Raw genomic sequence first — 15,511 nt, 5'->3', positions numbered from 1 at the left:
CCGCAACAGGCGACTTTCAGTCGTAACAAAACCACCGGCTTTAGTCGGTGGTCGTTGAGTCTACCTGGCCCCCAAACCCGCCACTACGACAGCAACGGTTTTTGCGATCAGCTTCAGGTCGAGCCAGATCGACCATCGATCAATGTACTGAGTATCCAGTTCGCATATCTTGTCGAAGTCGGATACCTCATTCCTACCTGAGGTCTGCCACATACCCGTGAGACCCGGCTTGATGCAGATCCGGGCCCGGTGCCACTCCTCATACTGAGCCACTTCGTCAGGCGTGGGGGGACGGGTTCCGACCAGGCTCATCTCGCCCTTGAGCACGTTCCAGAACTGGGGCAGTTCGTCGATGCTGGTCTTTCTCAGAAAACGGCCCACGCGGGTGATGCGAGGGTCGTTTTTGATTTTGAAGATAGCGCCTTTCATTTCGTTCTTGGCCAGCAGTTCGCGCTTTCGTTCCTCGGCGTCTACGTACATCGTGCGGAACTTGTAGCAGGTAAACAGCCGGCCGTTCTGTCCCACCCGCTTTTGGCGGAAGAAGATCGGCCCGGGGCTGTCCAGTTTGATAGCCAACGCCACGAACGGGAAGAGGACGGCAGTGATCCCTAACCCCACCAGGCTTCCCACGACGTCGAGCATGCGCTTCAGGAACAGCTGGGTGGGGTCCAGGGTCATGCGGTAATAGGTGACCACCGGCACCGGATCGTCCTCGCCCAGGGCCCCGACCATGACCCGGCTCTTCTCGGGGCGGTAGAGGTCCATGGCCATCCGCAACGTGATGCCCATGGCCTCGAGCCGGGGCAGAACGGTCTCCAGTTTCGCCAGATACTCGGGCGGCAGGGTGATGATCACCTCGTCGATGGGTTGGGACTTGCAGATCTCGACGATCTGGTCCACCCGGCCCAGCACCGGGTAGCCCATACACTCGGTCTTGTCGTCGCCGTCCGGGCCCTGCACGCATCCCACGATGGTGTAGCCCCACTCCGTGTGCTCCTCGACGTGCCGGATGAACCGGACCGCGGGGCCCTTGGTTCCCACCACCAAGATCCGGCGCGAGTTGTAGCCGCGGCGCCGGGCCGCTTTCTGGCTTGCCCGGATGAGGAGTTTCCACGCGAGGATGAAGCTCGCCGCGAGCAGGACGTGGGTGACGTATACGCGGCGGGAGAAGTGCGGGGCGCACACGAACAGGAGGGCCGCGTTGATGACGCCAGCAAGGCAGACGCTCTGGCCCACTTTGAGCACCAGCGGCCAGTATCCCCGCGTGCGCAGGGACCGATAGAACCCCGCAAACCGGAGAACCAGGTACCAGACGACGCAGACGGAGATGAGCAGGGGACCGTACTGCCGGATGAGGAAGGCTGTGGGGTAGCGTTGGACGATGGTGTTGGCGAGGAGAAGCGAGGCGGCTACGAGCAGGAGGTCGACCGTGATCACCACCCGCTCAACGCATTTGGCATGCTCGCGCAGCATGGACCCCCTCCTGTGAATCGAAACGGATGCAGAAAGAACTCCTCGTCGAGCCCTTGGAAGTGCGGGCCGAATTGTAGCCGATCAAATGACCTTGGGGAAGGGGGGAAAGGGAAGAAGGGCCGTGACGGGTGGGAAGGGCAGTGACGCGTGACGGGTGATCGGTGACGGGAAAACGCGCGGACGTGGGGACGTTCGGACGGGGCAGGGGCTCCGGCCGCCCAGCCGCCTCGCTACGATTCACGATTTACGATTCACGGCAGCTTAGAGGAGGCAGGGACACTCTATAGTCCCTCCGTCAAGCTAAAAATTTATGCTGTGATAACAAGCAGTTGAGCGGACCCGTGGTTTTCGGACACACCCCACCCCCGATCGGATCACGTCGGCGACGTCTCTGCCTCGGCGGATCTGCAACCTCACCGTTATCGGGCAACCCGACGTCCGCGGCCCTACTGTCTGGTACCGCAGCGTCCACCACTCCTCATCCAGGCTCGCAGATCCGGCAGAGAGGCCCAGGATTGTCCCTCTCGAGGTCGGTGCCTCCACGTTGACAGTCGGGCTCTCCCGCCGAACCAAGTTGTCGGAGTCGGTGGACCGCTACCCGGTCTGCCCCGCCAGGAACCGCTCCGGGTCGAACACCGACCGGGTCTTCATCAGGTGCCAGGCCACCACCAAAAGCTTGGCGGCCAGTTTGACGTACATCTTCTGCCGGATGCCCCGCTCATGCTGGCGCCCCTCCAGGCACCGGGTGAAGTACGCCCGGATTGCCGGGTTCTGGTGGGCTGCGATGATGGCCGCATGGACCAGGGCGTAGCGTAACGCCCCCTTACCCTGCTTGGAGATCTTGGGCACAGCCCGATCGCTCGTCTTCCCGCTGCGGCTGGCACAAAGATCCAAGCCCGCCAGGCGAAGCACCTGCCGTCGGTGCTGGAACCGGTGGGGGTCGCCGATGGCGGCCAGCACCATGGCGGCCACCACTGGGCCGACGCCCGGTGAGGAGGCAGGGACGTCGACAAGTTTTAAAGTTTTGGCTCCAGCGAGGCGTTGTGGGGGCGGGGGGGCAGGGTGTTGCGGAGCTGCCGCGCGGGGGGAGGGGCGGCCGGGTATTCGGTTTGTGCGGATCGTGGGGGGCGCTGACAAGTTTTAAAGTTTTGGGGCCCGGCGAGGCGCTGGGAGGTGCCCGTTGGGGGGGAAACGCCGCAGCGTGATCGACTTCGGGGTCACGCAACGCCGCAAAGCACCGGAATAGCCATCCGTCGTGGGTCGTGACTCGCAGGTGGGATGGGTACCGCTGGTCGCGGGTCGTCGGCACTCCACGACGCACGACCGGCGAGAACCACCCACGGCAGTTGGGATACCGTGCGCACGTTTGGACGGGGCAGGCGCGCCGGCCGCCCAGCCGCCGCACATGTGTTGCGGGTCACGAGGGAAAGGGGTCACGAGCGCTTTCCGCCCTGCGGATCAGTCGGGCCGGCACACGGCTTGAGCGCTCGGCGATAAGCGCGCTCCAGATCCTTGTCAGCTGTGACAAGATCGGCACCGTGGTCCAGGGCGAGACGGAGGAAGATCGCGTCGTAGACCGTCAGCCCCACCTGCCGGGCCAGCTCGACGGCTCCGAGGACGAGGTCCCGGTGTCCCACCACGTCCATGGGAAGGGTCAGGATCTCCGTCAGGATCCCGTCCACCTCGTCCGCGCGCAGCAGACCGGCCCGTTCCTTCTTGAGCAGGACCTGGGGCGCTTCGGCCAGGGCCAGTTCGGGCACCATCAAGACACCGTTGCCGCGCCACGCCGTCTCCACCGCATCCACGAGCCCGTCCGGCACGGGGCCGTCGGGCACGTAGAAGCGCACGATCGCCGAGGTGTCCAAGACCCAGGCTCTCACCTGCGGCGCTCCTCCCGGACCTCCGCGACGGTATCTCCCAACGGCCGGCCCTGGAGCCGTGCCCTCCAGTGGGCGGCTGCACCGACCGGTGAGGGGCGGTTCAGCGCGCGTACCCGCTCGAGCAGGACGAGGACCTGCTGCTGGAGGCTCCGACGGTTGCGTTTCGCCAACGACGCCAAGGCTTCGTAGACGTCATCCGGAACGTTGCGCACCGTTAGGGACTTCATGATGACTCCTTTCGTGAGCACAGTATGATGTGCTTGCAGAATGCTGTCAATTTCCAAGCTCCGGGCTCACGCAACGCCGCGAAGCTCGCAACGAGAACTGCAGGGACGGGGAGACGCTCGGACGGGTACAGGGGCTCCGGCCGCCCAGCTGCCTCGCTACGATTCACGGCAGCTTGGACGGGTGACGACGCTTCGCGTCGGCTGGAAAGCGCGAACCGGGCCTTCTGCCCGGGATCGCCTGCAGAAGCAGGCTCCCACCGACGTGAGGCCTTGCGCCCGGCTACCCGGTGCGCGCCTCACCACGACTCACGACTTACGGCTCTCCCAGCGGAGAGCAGCCGCTCTGCCTTGCCAAACGTCCAACGCCCCGGTAAGGTGCGAACAGTCGAGATATTTCTCGGAGGTGTGGGATGGATGTGGCCGAGGTCATCAAGAAGGCGATCCAGGAGTGGGTGGTCCCCCAGCTTGAGGCCTTGCAGGGGAGTGTGGCCGAGGTGAGGGTGGCGTTGGATCTCACCAACCAGCGGATGGGCGACTTGCAGCTCCAGTTGACGGACCTGAGCCGCCGGATCGACGAGACGAACAAACGCATCGATGCGGTCCGCTCCGAGCTCACGGAGCAGATCATAGGCGTCCGCTCTGAGCTCACGGAGCAGATCATAGGCGTCCGCTCCGAGCTCACGGAGCGGATTGAGGATGTGCGAAGGGATTTCATTGACCGGTACGATCGGCTATCCGCCCGGATGGATCGCTTGGGGGAGGCGATCGTGCGGCGAGACGAGTACGACCGGGTGCTCCGGCACATGGAGCACCGGATCACCTCTATGGAAGGAACCATCGAAGACCTCAAACGCCGGATCGCAGCCTGAGCAGCTTCTGTGGGCGCGAGGGGGGCGGAGAGAGACAGGGCCACGACGGGGGGACGCTGCTGCGTAGTTGCCAGGAAGCGGGACAGCGGGAGGCCCTTGACTATGTGAGTAAAGGCCGCTTCGCCTCCGCGACGGAGAATGAGACGTCGGCAAGTTCTGAAGTTATCGCCCTTGGACGGGAGAAGGTTGCTCGACGGAAGGCTTGCTCCAACTCCGTATCTGCCGTGAGCAGCTGGCTACGCGGGCCGCGCGGTCCGTGCCGAGGACGCGGAGGCAGGTAGGGGATTTCGGAGCCCCCGGTGCCAGGTGGACGCAACAACTACGCCTACTCGTGTTGAAACACCTCTCCAGACTTTTCAGAAGGCCGGATATCAGCCTGCGTATTTGGGTGAGCGGCTCCAGCAAAGTGTTTTCGTTTTCGAGGTAATCCAGGTTTTTCGCGACTAATATCTGGGTCTCCAGTTCCGCCGCCGAGCCCAGTGCCATCCTCAAAAACCGAGAAAACTCCCGCCGCGAACCTCTGGCCGCACCCTCTGCGATGTTGGAAGGTATCGATACCGCGGCCCGACGCATCTGACCCGTGAGCCCCCAGGCCTCTCCCTCGGGAAAAGTGCGTGTCACGGCGTACACGCGCGTGACCAGCGCGAGAGAGAGCTTCCACGCGGCGAGGTCCTTGTGGCTCCTCATCAGCGCACCCGTCGCTGCAGTTCCCCCCCGTCACTGGGTCACACGTCACGGCCTTCGAGTTCTTGTACCCGGTGTCGTGCTCGGCCACCGTGCCCCTTCGCGATCCTGCAACGGGTATGGTGGCATTGTGGCGGCAAAACCCTAGGCCGTCAATGGCAAGCCTGGGTGCTGGAGGGAACGTTGACCGGTTATTCGATTATCGGCCTGGGCTGGGGGCTCCCTGCGCCTTTGGGCGCGCGGGGCGGGGGCGGGGAGGAGGAGAAGGTCGGGGCCGTTCCCCGGGGGTTCCGGTGCGCGCGGTGATCGGTCGGCCCGGTTCTGGGGTCCGGCGGCTGAGTTTACCCCCCGAGGGGGTTACGCGCCCTTCGCCGGGCGAGGAAGGTGGACTTCGGTGTCCCGACGGTGGGCAGCGAGGTCTTCCTTCACCTCGTGGAGGGTCGAGTCCACACGGTCGATCTTGGCGCTGAGCCGGGTGTCCACCTCGTCGATCTTTGCGCTTAACCGGGCGTCCACTCCATCGATTTTGTCGTTGAGTGCGCGGATCATGAACAGGAGCTGTTCATCGCGCTCCCGCGACTCCTGACGGGCCCGTTCGATGTCGGCGCGAAGGACCTCGTGGCCCTCCAGGACAAGGTCGAACTTTCCCCGGATGTCCTCGAGCAGGATTTCGAGATGGTCCTTTTCCATGGCCGTGTCTCCGGTGGACGGGATCGACTCGCACACGGGCATCTTGCCCCCCTGGATTCCGGGATGCAAGGACTGGACTGCGCTTGCCACGCGGCGCAGGAGGGCGAGGGGACGAGCGTCCGCCTCCTAGCGGAAGTTACATGGAAGACTGACACCCACGTCCGGGCGGGAGGACTCGCGTGGGCATGATATTCGAGGGCAGTTTTTAGGCTCGGGCAGACGTGGGACGCTCCGTACGCCGACAGGTCTATTAGCCGCCGATCGGGAGCTTGCGAATCCGGATCGCGGTTGCCGTAATGGAGACCGCGGCACCCTCTGCTAGCGCCTGCTCGATTTTCGGCCAGCACGACACCAGCAGTTGGGCGACGGCTGGACCGTCGAGACCCTCTCGGCGAATCCGGATCACGGAAGGGGTGGCCTGCTCGCGTATGGCCAAGAGGGCGTGGAAGTCGGCGTCCAACGTCACCACCACCCGCCGTTCGAGGGCGGCGACGAGGAGAAGCTCGCTGTCGGTTGCCCGCGCCAGCCCGACGTCTCCGACGTGGACGGCGTCCCAGCCCAGATCGCGCAGAATTCGTCCCGTGGAGCGCGGGAGCCCTTGGTCGAGGGGGATGCGCCTCACGCCGCGTCCAGGTCGATGGTCTGTTCGGTGAGGCAGTGGGCCGCAAAATCAAGGGCCTGCCGGATGTCTTCTTCTTCGAGTTCCGGATATTCCTCGAAAACCGTCGCGACGTTGGCGGAGACCGCGAGAGCTTCCAAAACCCTTCGTACCGTAAGGCGCATACCGCGAATGCAAGGCTGACCGTTGAGGATGTGCGGATCCACCGTGATTCGATCCCAGCGTTTCATGGTTTCCTCCCCGGCGACGCACCGACTAGAGGGGGATTCTTGGATACGATACGGCAGGAGTGTGGTGGGCGCGTGGCCCCCTGTCAAGGAGGAGCCTTGCGTGGGGGGAGGGGACGTACGCAAGTTTTGAGTTTTAGAGGCGCGCCTGGGTCCTGGTAGGTGATCGGTGAGGGGAGGGAACGGCCGTGACAGGTGACGGGAAGACGCGCGGACGGTGGGACGTGCGGACGTTCTGACGGGGCAGGGGCTCCGGCCGCCCAGCCACCTCGCTACGATTCACGATTTACGATTCACGGCAGTTTGGCGGTGACGGGTGTCGACGCTTCGCGTCGGCTGGGAGGCTGGAACGCTAGGAGGCTGGAAGGCATTTCGGCGTCCTACCGTCCCAACGGTCCCCGACCAACGATTTACGATTCACGATTCACGGCAGTTTCCCATTCACGGCCCCGGCCCCCTTCGCCACGAAGTAGGGGTTTCGCAGGTCGGGCTTGTTGTAGCGCAGGGGCTCGCCGTCCAGGGTCTCGACCCGGCCGCCGGCCGCCTCCACGATGGCCTGGCCAGCCGCGGTGTCCCACTCCATGGTGGGGCCCAGCCGGGGGTAGAGGTCGGCCCGGCCCTCGGCCACGGCGCAGAGCTTGAGCGAGCTGCCCGCCGCGATGCTCTCGGCCACCGGCAGACCCTTCAGGTACGCCTCGGTCTCGGGGGAGGGGTGGGAGCGGCTTTGGACCACCACCAGCCCCCGGGCCGGGTCGGGTCGGCGCACCCGGATGGGCCGGGGTTCGCCGCCGGCCTGGCGGGTCCAGGCGCCGCTTGCGACGTCGCCCCAGTACACGCGCCCCTGCACCGGCACGTGGATGACGCCGAGCACGGGCCGGCCCCCCTCCACCAGGGCGATGTTCACGGTGAACTCGCCGTTTCGCTTGATGAACTCCTTGGTGCCGTCCAGGGGGTCGACGAGCCAGAACCTGGACCAGGCCCGGCGGGTCGCGTAGGGGATCTCCCGGCCCTCCTCGGACAGCACCGGCACGTCCGGGAAGGCGCGGGCGAGGCCCTCGGCGATCACCCGGTGGGCCGCCCGGTCCGCCTCGGTGAGGGGGGATCGGTCGCCCTTCTCCTCCACCTGGATGTCGCCTTCGTAGATCCGGAGGATCTCGGCGGCCGCGGCTTCGGCGAGTTCGAGCAGGAGTCGGATGGTGGGGTTCGGGTTGTCCATGAAATGCCTCCGAAAGGCCGTGACGAGTGGGAAAGGCGGTGACGCGTGACGGGTGATCGGTGACAAGTGTCGACGCTTCGCGTCGGCTGGAAGGCTGGAACGTTGGGAGGCTAGGAGGCATTTCGGCGTCCTACCGTCCCACCGTCCCACCGTCCCAACGATCCTCGACCAACGATTCACGATTTACGATTCACGGCAGTTTGGCCCCGATCCTCACCCCCTGAAAATCACCCCCCGCTCCTGGAGCGCCGCCGTGATGCGGCGTACCGCGTGGTCCAGGGGCTCGGCAGGGTCCGCCTTGATGTCGAACGGGATGTCGGTGCGGACCTCGTCGCCGGCCCACACCACGAGGGTGCGGTGCTGCTGTACCACGGTCTGGATCAGGTCGAGATCGGTGTGGGTCAGGTCGATGGCGCTGGCCACCAGGATGGTGCCCGCGTCGAGGAACAGGTGGGCCACCTCGGCGAACCGGCGGAGGTGCTCCTCCCGGTGGTCGGCCAGGCTGTTGATGCCGGGGGCCTTGATGTCGGCGTCCAGGCCGTAGACGAGGCTTCCGAGCCCCAGGTAGTACACGAAGCGGCCCCGGGCGAACAGCTCGGCCTCCAGGGCCTTGGCGAGGTCCTTCTTGTGGGACTCGCGGGCGCCGGTCACGAGAACCAGGGCGGGCTCCTGGCTGTAGCGGGCGGCCCGGTCCTCCCTCGGGATGGCGCTGCGGGCCCACTTGATGTTGCGGACCACCACTTTGTCGCGGACCCAGGACTGGTCGTCCGGCAGGGCCTCCTGGATGATGCCGCCCCCGCTGATCTCGTAGTTGTCGATGATGACGAACCGGCCGGTGTCCGGCAGGTCGCGGCTCAGGTCGAAGGCCAGCGGCTGGTCGCAGACGATCACGCACTCGGCCACGTCGTGGCGACCCACGGCCTTGGCGTCCTCGGTGGCCTCGAGGGTGGAGGCGTCGATCAGCCGGTGGACCGATTCGAGCCGGGCCGGCACCTTTGCGGTGCCGAGCCGCAGCACGTAGTCCCTGCCCGGCTCCATGGGCTGGCGGCCGAGCCAGAACAGGCTCGCCCGGAACCGGGTGGACACGTGGGGCGGCGGCTCGTCGGCCCGGACTGCCAGGTCGCCCCGGGTCACGTAGATCTGCTCGGTCATGGTGAACCCGGCCGGCTCCCCCTGGGCCGCGCTGCGCAGTGCCCCTTCGGCGGACTCGGGCGCGGGGAACTGCTCGAACGACTTGACCACGGTGCTCTTGCCCGAGGGGTAGAACACCACCCGGTCGCCGACCCGCAGGGTTCCCGAGGCCACCGTGCCGGCGATGATCCGGCGGTTGTCGCCGAATCGGGTGAACTTGTACACGTCCTGCACCGGCATCCGGAAGGGCAGGTGGTCGTGGTCGGCCCGGGCCTGGAAGGCGTCGAGGGCGTCGAGCACGGTGGGGCCCCGGTACCAGCCCATCCTCTGCCCCCGGTCGGCCACGTTGTCGCCAGCGAACCCGCTGACCGGGATGTAGGCGCTGGCCTCCATGCCGATGCTCCCCAGGAACGCCCGGTACTCCTCGCGGATCCGCTCGAAGGCCTCCTGGCTGTACTCGACCAGGTCCATCTTGTTCACCAACACGGCCACCTGCTGGATGCCGAGCATCGAGAGCATGTAGCCGTGGCGCCGGGAGTTCTCCTGCACGCCCTCGTTCGCGTCGATCACCAGGAGCGCGGCCTCGGCCCGGGACGCGCCGGTGATCATATTCTTCAGGAACTCGATGTGGCCCGGGGCGTCGATGATGATGTAGTGGCGCTTGGTCGTCTTGAAGAACACCCGGGCCGCGTCGATGGTGATGCCCTGGGACTGCTCGTCCTTGAGGGCGTCGAGGAGGAAGGCGTACTCGAACGGCCTGGAGGTCCGTTCGCACAGGTCGCGGATCTGCTCCAGCTTGCCCTCGGGCAGGCTGCCGGTGTCGGCCAGCAGCCGGCCGATGATGGTGGACTTGCCGTGGTCCACGTGGCCCACGATCACGATGTTCATCTGCTCCGTCTGGGTCATCTTGTTCGTCACCTGTTTCGTCGTCGGGAATGCCGTGAATCGGAAACGGCCGTGAATCGTGAATCGTAAATCGTGAATCGTGAATCGTTGGGAAAGGCCGCGGGTCGTTGGTCGTAGGAACTGCCGTAAATCGTGAATCGTTGGTCGAGGACCGTTGGAACGTTGGGACGACAGGACGTTGGGGCGAGGGGCCGCCGGGCCCTCACCGCGTCACTCGTCACCCGTCACGCATCACCGAAGTTCCCCCCGTCACCGCAGTTCCTACATATACCCTTCCCGCCGCAGGGTCTCGAGGCCGCCGCCGTCGTCCTTGTCCTGGGCCCGGCCGGCGCGCTCGGCCACGTTCTTGAGGCGGCCGCTGCGCAGCTCGTCGATGATCTCGTCCACGGTGCCGGCGTCGGACTCGATGGGGAACGTGCACGGCCAGCACCCCAGGGAGCGGTAGCGTTTCCCCTCGCCCTGGTCGTAGTAGAGGGACACGGTGGGGATGTTCTCGAGCTTGATGTACTCCCAGATGTTGAGCTCGGTCCAGTCGAGCAGCGGATGGATGCGCACGTGGGTGCCCGGCGCGAAGTCCACCTTGTAGTAGTTCCAGAACTCGGGGGGCTGGTCGCCGATGTCCCAGCTCGAGGCCCGGTCGCGGGGGGAGAAGTACCGCTCCTTGGACCGCGAGCCCTCCTCGTCGGCACGCACCCCTACGATCACCCCGGTGAACGGCTCGGTGTTCCTGTCCTTCTCGTACCGGCCGGTCTCGTGGTTGAACCGGTACCGGGGCCAGGTGCCGGCCAGGGTGTTCCGGAGCGCCAGGGTCTTGAGGTTCCGGCAGCAGGTGATCCGGTCCACGTTGCCGTCGGGGAAGGTCTGCTTGGCCTCGAGGGCCTCCCGGTTCTCCCCGTAGATCATGGTGAGGTGCCACTCCCGGGTGAGCCGGTCCCGGTACTCGATCATCTCGGGGATCTTGTAGTGGGTGTCGATGTGCACCAGCGGGAACGGCACGTGGCCGTAGAACGCCTTGCGGGCCAGCCACAGCAGCACCGTGCTGTCCTTGCCGATGGACCACAGCATGCACAGGTTCTTGAAGTTGGCGTACGCCTCCCGCAGGATGTGCACGGAGGTGTTCTCCAGTTTGCGAAGGTGGGCGTATCGGTTGACCAGGATCTCCGTCATCGTGCCTCCCGTTTCTCCGTGAAGGGCTGAAACCAGGCCTCTTTGCGAGTCTCGACGTACCGCACCACGTGCGAGACGCACTCGTCCACGCTCCATCGGGCCGTGTCCAGGACGAGCTCGGGGTCGTCGGGCTCCTCGTAGGGGCTGGAGATGCCCGTGAAGTCGGGGATCTCTCCGGCCCGGGCCTTGCGGTACAGCCCCTTGGGGTCGCGCCGCTCACACGTGGCCAGGTCGCACTTCACGTGGATCTCGACGAACTCCCCCGGCTGGAACAGGGCTCGCACCCGCTCCCGATCGTCCCGGAACGGCGAGATGAAGGCGGTGAGCACCAGCAGCCCGGCGTCCACGAACAGCTTGGCCACCTCGCCGATCCGCCGGATGTTCTCCTTGCGGTCCTCGGCGGAGAAGCCCAGGTCCCGGTTCAGGCCGTGGCGGACGTTGTCCCCGTCGAGCAGGTACGTGTACCACCCCCGGTCGAACAGCTGCCGCTCGACGGCGTGGGAGATGGTGGACTTGCCCGAGCCGGACAGCCCGGTGAACCAGAGCACCATGGAGGGGTGCCGGTTCCTCCGCTGGTAGTCCTGCCGCGACACGAGCCGCTCGTGCCACCGGATGTGGGTCGGTTTCGCTGGCATCAAAAACTCCAGATCATGGGAATGAGGAGCACGGATCCTACCAGGTAGAGCAGGTGCAAGGGCAGCCCCACCCGCACGAAGTCGGTGAACCGGTACCCGCCCGGGCCGTACACCATCATGTTGGTCTGGTACGCCACCGGGCTCGCGAAGCTCGCCGAGGCCGCCACGGCCACGGCGATGACGAACGGGTGGGGGTCGAGCCCCGCGCCCTTCGCGGCCGACAGGGCCACCGGGAACGCCAGGGCCGCGGCGGCGTTGTTCGTGATGAACCCCGTGAGCCCCGACGCGAACACGAACACGGCGGCCAGGAGGGCCCGGGGCCCCAGGCCCTGGACCGCCTGCAGCACGATCGAGGCGATGGAGGCGGCCGCGCCGGTCTTCTCAAGGGCGTAGCCGATGCCGAGGGAGCTGGCGATGACGACCAGCACGTTGATCTCGAGGGAGCGGCGGGCCTCCACCGCGGTGACGCAGCGGGTCACGATGAGAAATACGGCCGCGAGCACGGCGGCCTTGAGCACGCTCAGGATCCCGGACGCGGACAGGAGCACCATGCCGCCCAGGGCGACCGCGGCGAGCCAGGTCTTGCGGCGGTCGAGGCGGGGCATCTCGGAGACCGTGGAGACCAGGTAGAACTCGCGGGACCGGCCCCAGCGCTTCAGGAAATCGGGACCGCTCAGGAGGAGCAGGGTGTCGCCGGGTCGGAGCTTGAGCGCGCCCAGCTTCCCGCGTACGCGCTCGCCGTGTCGGTGTACGGCCAGCACCACGGCGTCGTAGCGGCCGCGGAAGTTGCCCTGTTTGATGGTCTTTCCGAGCAGCGGCGAGGACCGGGACACCACCGCCTCGAGCACCTTGCCCTCGCCGCGGCGGCGGATCTCGTGGTAGAGGTCGTGGCCCCCCGACGGCACGAGGCCGGGGATCCGGTGGAGGATCACGGCGCCCTCGGCCGCGCCGGCGAAGATCAGCCGGTCCCCGTCCTCCAGCACGTCGGTGGGCTTGACCGGCGCGATCGAGACCGGGCCGCGCAGGATCTCGGCCAGGAACACGCTGCCCAGCCGCCGCAGGCCCGCGGCCTCGACCGTCTTTCCCCGCAGGGGGCTTCCCGGCGTGAGCCGCATCTCGAACAGGTACTCCCGGCCGGGCCCGAACAGAGACTCCTCCGGGTCGCTGCGGTCGGGCAGGAGCCGCGGCCCCAGGGTCAGGAGATACGCGATGGCGAGCAGGGCGCAGGGCACCCCGACCCACGCCAGCTCGAACATCGAGAGGGAACGGCCCGCGGCCTCCTGGTACATGCCGTTGATCAGGAGGTTGGTGGAGGTGCCGATCAGGGTGCACAGGCCTCCGAGGATCGATGCGTAGGACAGGGGGATCAGGAACTTCGATGGGGGAAACCCCTTGCGGTGGGTCCAGTCGCGCACCGCCGGCAGGAACATCGCCACGATCGGGGTGTTGTTCAGGAAGGCGGAGAACGAGGTGACCGACAGGATCATGCGCGCCAGCGCGCGGCGCATGCCCCTGCCGTCGCCCATGACCTTGGCGGCCACGTACTCCAGCACGCCGGCCGACTGGGCCGCATAGGCCACGATGAACAGCACCGCCACGGTGATCATGGCGCTGTTGGAGAATCCGGACAGGGCCTCGGAGGGGTCGAGCACCCCGGCCAGGAGCAGGGTGCCCAGGGCCGAGAACGTGACCACGTCGGGCGGAAGCAGGTCGAGGGCCAGGCACACCACCATGGCGGCCACGACCACCAGGGTGAGCACGGCGTCAGCCGACACGGCGGTCCCCGGGGCCGGCGGGGAGGGGGGAGGCGGGTACGGAGGCGCCGGCGCCCGGGCGCGGCCGTTCCCAGGGGCGGCAGCGCGTGGCGAGCGGCAGGGTGTCTCCGGCCTCGGTCATCAGGGAGCTCCCCCTCCTTCTGGATCGCAAGAGTCGCACGACACCGGGCCGGTCGTCCCGGAACGACGGAGGCGGAATGATACGGGAAACGGGGGAGAACCGGCAAGGGCGGTGACCGGTGACGGGTGATCGGTGACAAGTGTCGACGCTTCGCGCCGGCTGGGAGGCTGGAACGCTAGGAGGCTAGGAGGCTGGAAGGCATTCCGGCGTCCTAGCGTCCCAACGTCCCAACGTCCTGGCGTCCCACCGTTCCCCGGTTCAATCCCCCCCGTGGCGTCGTTGCGTCGTGGCGTGAGACGATTGTGCCATGTCTGATCTGTGGGATAATGTCAGACGTGCACCCAGCCTCAGATGCTAATGAATTGGCGGATGAGGGCGGTGCCGGATGATGGTCACGCGGGACCGTGGGGGGATTTGGAGAGGAGCATGGCTACGGAAACGATCGTGCGGGTTGGGCAGAGGGGGACGATTGTCGTTCCGGCCGAGATCCGGCGCCGGTGGGGGATCCGGAAGGACACCCGTCTGATCCTGCGGGAGGAGGGCGACCGGTTGGTCCTCATGCCGGTTCCGTCTTTGACCGAGGCCTTGGCGGGTTCGGCAAAGGGATGCTTCGGAAGCACTGCGGCAGAGGTCCGGGAGTGGCTGGACCGGGAGCGCGAGGACCCGTGACGAGGCTTGCGTCCGCCGGATCCCTGCTGCGGCGCCTGGACGGGCGGAAGGTACTGATCGACACAAACGTGATCATCTACCTCGTGGAGGACGTTCCGGGGTACGGAAACCTCGCGCAACACGTGTTCCGTAGCCTGGAGGCCGGCGGATTCGAGGGGGTCGTCTCAGCGATCACCCTGGGCGAGCTCATGATGGGCCCGTTATGGGCCGGTAGGAGGGATACGGCAAGAAACCTGCGCGACTGGCTGGGCGCTTTCCCGAACCTGGAGTGCCGCCTAGTGGACGAGCGGGTTCTCGCCCACCTTGGGGAGGACCCGTCGGTCCGGTGGGAAAGGCTGCGGGCGACGGATGCGCTGATCGTGGCCGCCGGACTCGCGGCCGGGGCGGAGCTGTTCTTGTCGAACGACCTCGCCTGGCGAAAAGCCCTGAGCCCGGAGGTGCTGGTGGCGCTGGAGCGGTGAGCTTGGGTGTCCATCCGTGCCGATCCGTGTATATCTGTGGCTGAAAAGCTGGAAGGCCAAAGGCCGTTGGTCGTTGGTCGTTGAGCTCCGGCCGCTCACGATCGACGACCGACGACCGGCGGCAGTTGGACCCATTCCCGGCTTCACGATTCACGGCCTTTGCCCCGTCCGAGCGTCCCAGCGTCCGCACGGCCTTCCGTTCGACGGCTGATTGCCGAGCGGGTGTAATACATGTATTCTCCCTGGGTACCCCCGAAAACCGACTGGGAGGAGAACCATGGGAATGCTCTCGCTCCGGCTGCCCGAGGATCTTCAGGCCCGCCTCAACCGCCTGGCCGAGATGACCGCCCGTCCCAAGGGGTATTACGTGCGCGAGGCCCTGAAGCGGTATCTGGACGATCTGGAAGACGTGTACCTTGCAGAGAAGCGCCTGGAGGACCTCCGAGCGGGCAAGGACTTGATCGTCTCGCACGAGGACTTCTGGGATGGGCTGGACGATTGAGTACCTGGCGTCCGCCCGGAAGGATGTCAGGGGGCTGGATCCGCCCTCCCGGAACCGGATTCGGAAGTACCTCGAACGCCTGTCGACCCTGGACGACCCCCGCTCGTTGGGTGCCCCGCTGACGGGGAAGCTTCACGAGCTGTGGCGGTACCGTGTGGGGCCCTACCGGATCGTCGCAAGGATCGAGGACGAGAGGCTCGTCGTGCTGGTGGTCCGTATCGGTCCCCGCCGAGAGGTGTATCGCGGAGGGTGAGTCGGC

General features: G+C 66.4%; 18 protein-coding genes. 5 read left to right on the top strand and 13 right to left on the bottom strand.

The window, feature by feature from the left end; all coding sequences use genetic code 11:
• Positions 1–60 precede the first annotated feature (60 nt).
• The 4 genes from DEFCA_RS0104985 to DEFCA_RS0104970 form a co-directional block, all read right to left on the bottom strand.
• Positions 61–1,473 carry a sugar transferase gene (locus DEFCA_RS0104985; RefSeq protein ID WP_025321940.1) on the bottom strand — a complete coding sequence of 471 codons (1,413 nt, stop codon included), beginning with the start codon at positions 1,471–1,473 and terminating at the stop codon, positions 61–63.
• A gap of 594 nt (positions 1,474–2,067) precedes the next feature.
• Positions 2,068–2,610: a transposase gene (locus DEFCA_RS0104980; protein ID WP_281173739.1), complete on the bottom strand. Its 543-nt coding sequence runs from the start codon at positions 2,608–2,610 to the stop codon at positions 2,068–2,070.
• A 296-nt stretch (positions 2,611–2,906) separates the two neighbouring features.
• Positions 2,907–3,353 (bottom strand): type II toxin-antitoxin system VapC family toxin, encoded by a 447-nt coding sequence (locus DEFCA_RS20295; RefSeq protein ID WP_025321938.1) that lies wholly within the window; start codon positions 3,351–3,353, stop codon positions 2,907–2,909.
• On the bottom strand, positions 3,350–3,580 hold the full coding sequence (locus DEFCA_RS0104970) for a FitA-like ribbon-helix-helix domain-containing protein (RefSeq protein WP_025321937.1): 231 nt from the start codon (positions 3,578–3,580) through the stop codon (positions 3,350–3,352). Before DEFCA_RS0104970 ends, DEFCA_RS20295 begins: the two co-directional genes overlap by 4 nt.
• 410 nt (positions 3,581–3,990) lie before the next feature.
• On the opposite strand from DEFCA_RS0104970, the gene DEFCA_RS0104965 reads away from it, so the two are divergent.
• Positions 3,991–4,449 carry a hypothetical protein gene (locus tag DEFCA_RS0104965; RefSeq protein ID WP_025321936.1) on the top strand — a complete coding sequence of 153 codons (459 nt, stop codon included), beginning with the start codon at positions 3,991–3,993 and terminating at the stop codon, positions 4,447–4,449.
• Positions 4,450–4,611: 162 nt separating this feature from the next.
• On the opposite strand, the gene DEFCA_RS24505 is transcribed toward DEFCA_RS0104965, so the two are convergent.
• The 9 genes from DEFCA_RS24505 to DEFCA_RS0104925 all read right to left on the bottom strand — a co-directional run bounded on the left by DEFCA_RS24505 (position 4,612) and on the right by DEFCA_RS0104925 (position 13,499).
• Positions 4,612–5,136 carry a four helix bundle protein gene (locus DEFCA_RS24505; RefSeq protein WP_084318798.1) on the bottom strand — a complete coding sequence of 175 codons (525 nt, stop codon included), beginning with the start codon at positions 5,134–5,136 and terminating at the stop codon, positions 4,612–4,614.
• A 354-nt stretch (positions 5,137–5,490) separates the two neighbouring features.
• Positions 5,491–5,823, bottom strand: a complete 333-nt coding sequence (locus tag DEFCA_RS0104960) for a hypothetical protein (RefSeq protein ID WP_025321935.1) — start codon at positions 5,821–5,823, stop codon at positions 5,491–5,493.
• A 250-nt stretch (positions 5,824–6,073) separates the two neighbouring features.
• Positions 6,074–6,445 (bottom strand): DUF5615 family PIN-like protein, encoded by a 372-nt coding sequence (locus DEFCA_RS0104955; protein ID WP_025321934.1) that lies wholly within the window; start codon positions 6,443–6,445, stop codon positions 6,074–6,076.
• Positions 6,442–6,672, bottom strand: coding sequence for a DUF433 domain-containing protein (locus tag DEFCA_RS0104950; protein WP_025321933.1), 231 nt, complete (start codon positions 6,670–6,672; stop codon positions 6,442–6,444). The genes DEFCA_RS0104955 and DEFCA_RS0104950 overlap by 4 nt, the downstream gene beginning before the upstream one ends.
• 421 nt (positions 6,673–7,093) lie before the next feature.
• Positions 7,094–7,885 (bottom strand): 3'(2'),5'-bisphosphate nucleotidase CysQ, encoded by a 792-nt coding sequence (gene cysQ / locus DEFCA_RS0104945; protein ID WP_025321932.1) that lies wholly within the window; start codon positions 7,883–7,885, stop codon positions 7,094–7,096.
• Between the two features lie 213 nt (positions 7,886–8,098).
• Positions 8,099–9,922, bottom strand: a complete 1,824-nt coding sequence (locus DEFCA_RS0104940) for a GTP-binding protein (RefSeq protein WP_025321931.1) — start codon at positions 9,920–9,922, stop codon at positions 8,099–8,101.
• Positions 9,923–10,183: 261 nt separating this feature from the next.
• Positions 10,184–11,089, bottom strand: coding sequence for a sulfate adenylyltransferase subunit CysD (gene cysD / locus DEFCA_RS0104935; RefSeq protein ID WP_025321930.1), 906 nt, complete (start codon positions 11,087–11,089; stop codon positions 10,184–10,186).
• Entirely contained in the window at positions 11,086–11,724 is a 639-nt protein-coding gene (gene cysC, locus DEFCA_RS0104930) for an adenylyl-sulfate kinase (protein ID WP_025321929.1), read from the bottom strand. Before cysC ends, cysD begins: the two co-directional genes overlap by 4 nt.
• On the bottom strand, positions 11,724–13,499 hold the full coding sequence (locus DEFCA_RS0104925; RefSeq protein WP_025321928.1) for an SLC13 family permease: 1,776 nt from the start codon (positions 13,497–13,499) through the stop codon (positions 11,724–11,726). The genes cysC and DEFCA_RS0104925 overlap by 1 nt, the downstream gene beginning before the upstream one ends.
• A 547-nt stretch (positions 13,500–14,046) precedes the next feature.
• Here DEFCA_RS0104925 and DEFCA_RS0104920 point away from each other — a divergent pair.
• The 4 genes from DEFCA_RS0104920 (at position 14,047) to DEFCA_RS0104905 (ending at position 15,505) form a co-directional block, all read left to right on the top strand.
• Entirely contained in the window at positions 14,047–14,289 is a 243-nt protein-coding gene (locus tag DEFCA_RS0104920) for an AbrB/MazE/SpoVT family DNA-binding domain-containing protein (RefSeq protein WP_025321927.1), read from the top strand.
• Positions 14,286–14,750, top strand: a complete 465-nt coding sequence (locus DEFCA_RS0104915; protein ID WP_025321926.1) for a type II toxin-antitoxin system VapC family toxin — start codon at positions 14,286–14,288, stop codon at positions 14,748–14,750. Before DEFCA_RS0104920 ends, DEFCA_RS0104915 begins: the two co-directional genes overlap by 4 nt.
• Before the next feature lie 277 nt (positions 14,751–15,027).
• Positions 15,028–15,252: a type II toxin-antitoxin system RelB family antitoxin gene (gene relB / locus DEFCA_RS0104910; RefSeq protein ID WP_281173738.1), complete on the top strand. Its 225-nt coding sequence runs from the start codon at positions 15,028–15,030 to the stop codon at positions 15,250–15,252.
• Positions 15,236–15,505, top strand: a complete 270-nt coding sequence (locus DEFCA_RS0104905; RefSeq protein ID WP_025321924.1) for a type II toxin-antitoxin system RelE family toxin — start codon at positions 15,236–15,238, stop codon at positions 15,503–15,505. The genes relB and DEFCA_RS0104905 overlap by 17 nt, the downstream gene beginning before the upstream one ends.
• The last annotated feature ends 6 nt before the right edge of the window (positions 15,506–15,511 follow it).

The sequence above is a fragment of the Deferrisoma camini S3R1 genome (assembly GCF_000526155.1).
Lineage (GTDB): Bacteria > Desulfobacterota > Deferrisomatia > Deferrisomatales > Deferrisomataceae > Deferrisoma > Deferrisoma camini.
Note: the sequence above shows the minus strand (reverse complement) of the source record. Positions and strands in the feature narration are given on the sequence as shown.

Excerpts from the sequence above, each read along its gene's own strand:
- DEFCA_RS0104985 (WP_025321940.1), bottom strand. The coding sequence starts at position 1,473 with ATGCTGCGCGAGCATGCCAAATGCGTTGAGCGGGTGGTGATCACGGTC.
- DEFCA_RS0104970 (WP_025321937.1), bottom strand. The coding sequence starts at position 3,580 with ATGAAGTCCCTAACGGTGCGCAACGTTCCGGATGACGTCTACGAAGCC.
- DEFCA_RS0104965 (WP_025321936.1), top strand. The coding sequence starts at position 3,991 with ATGGATGTGGCCGAGGTCATCAAGAAGGCGATCCAGGAGTGGGTGGTC.
- DEFCA_RS24505 (WP_084318798.1), bottom strand. The coding sequence starts at position 5,136 with ATGAGGAGCCACAAGGACCTCGCCGCGTGGAAGCTCTCTCTCGCGCTG.
- DEFCA_RS0104960 (WP_025321935.1), bottom strand. The coding sequence starts at position 5,823 with ATGGAAAAGGACCATCTCGAAATCCTGCTCGAGGACATCCGGGGAAAG.
- DEFCA_RS0104950 (WP_025321933.1), bottom strand. The coding sequence starts at position 6,672 with ATGAAACGCTGGGATCGAATCACGGTGGATCCGCACATCCTCAACGGT.
- cysQ (WP_025321932.1), bottom strand. The coding sequence starts at position 7,885 with ATGGACAACCCGAACCCCACCATCCGACTCCTGCTCGAACTCGCCGAA.
- DEFCA_RS0104940 (WP_025321931.1), bottom strand. The coding sequence starts at position 9,922 with ATGACCCAGACGGAGCAGATGAACATCGTGATCGTGGGCCACGTGGAC.
- cysD (WP_025321930.1), bottom strand. The coding sequence starts at position 11,089 with ATGACGGAGATCCTGGTCAACCGATACGCCCACCTTCGCAAACTGGAG.
- cysC (WP_025321929.1), bottom strand. The coding sequence starts at position 11,724 with ATGCCAGCGAAACCGACCCACATCCGGTGGCACGAGCGGCTCGTGTCG.
- DEFCA_RS0104920 (WP_025321927.1), top strand. The coding sequence starts at position 14,047 with ATGGCTACGGAAACGATCGTGCGGGTTGGGCAGAGGGGGACGATTGTC.
- relB (WP_281173738.1), top strand. The coding sequence starts at position 15,028 with ATGGGAATGCTCTCGCTCCGGCTGCCCGAGGATCTTCAGGCCCGCCTC.
- DEFCA_RS0104905 (WP_025321924.1), top strand. The coding sequence starts at position 15,236 with ATGGGCTGGACGATTGAGTACCTGGCGTCCGCCCGGAAGGATGTCAGG.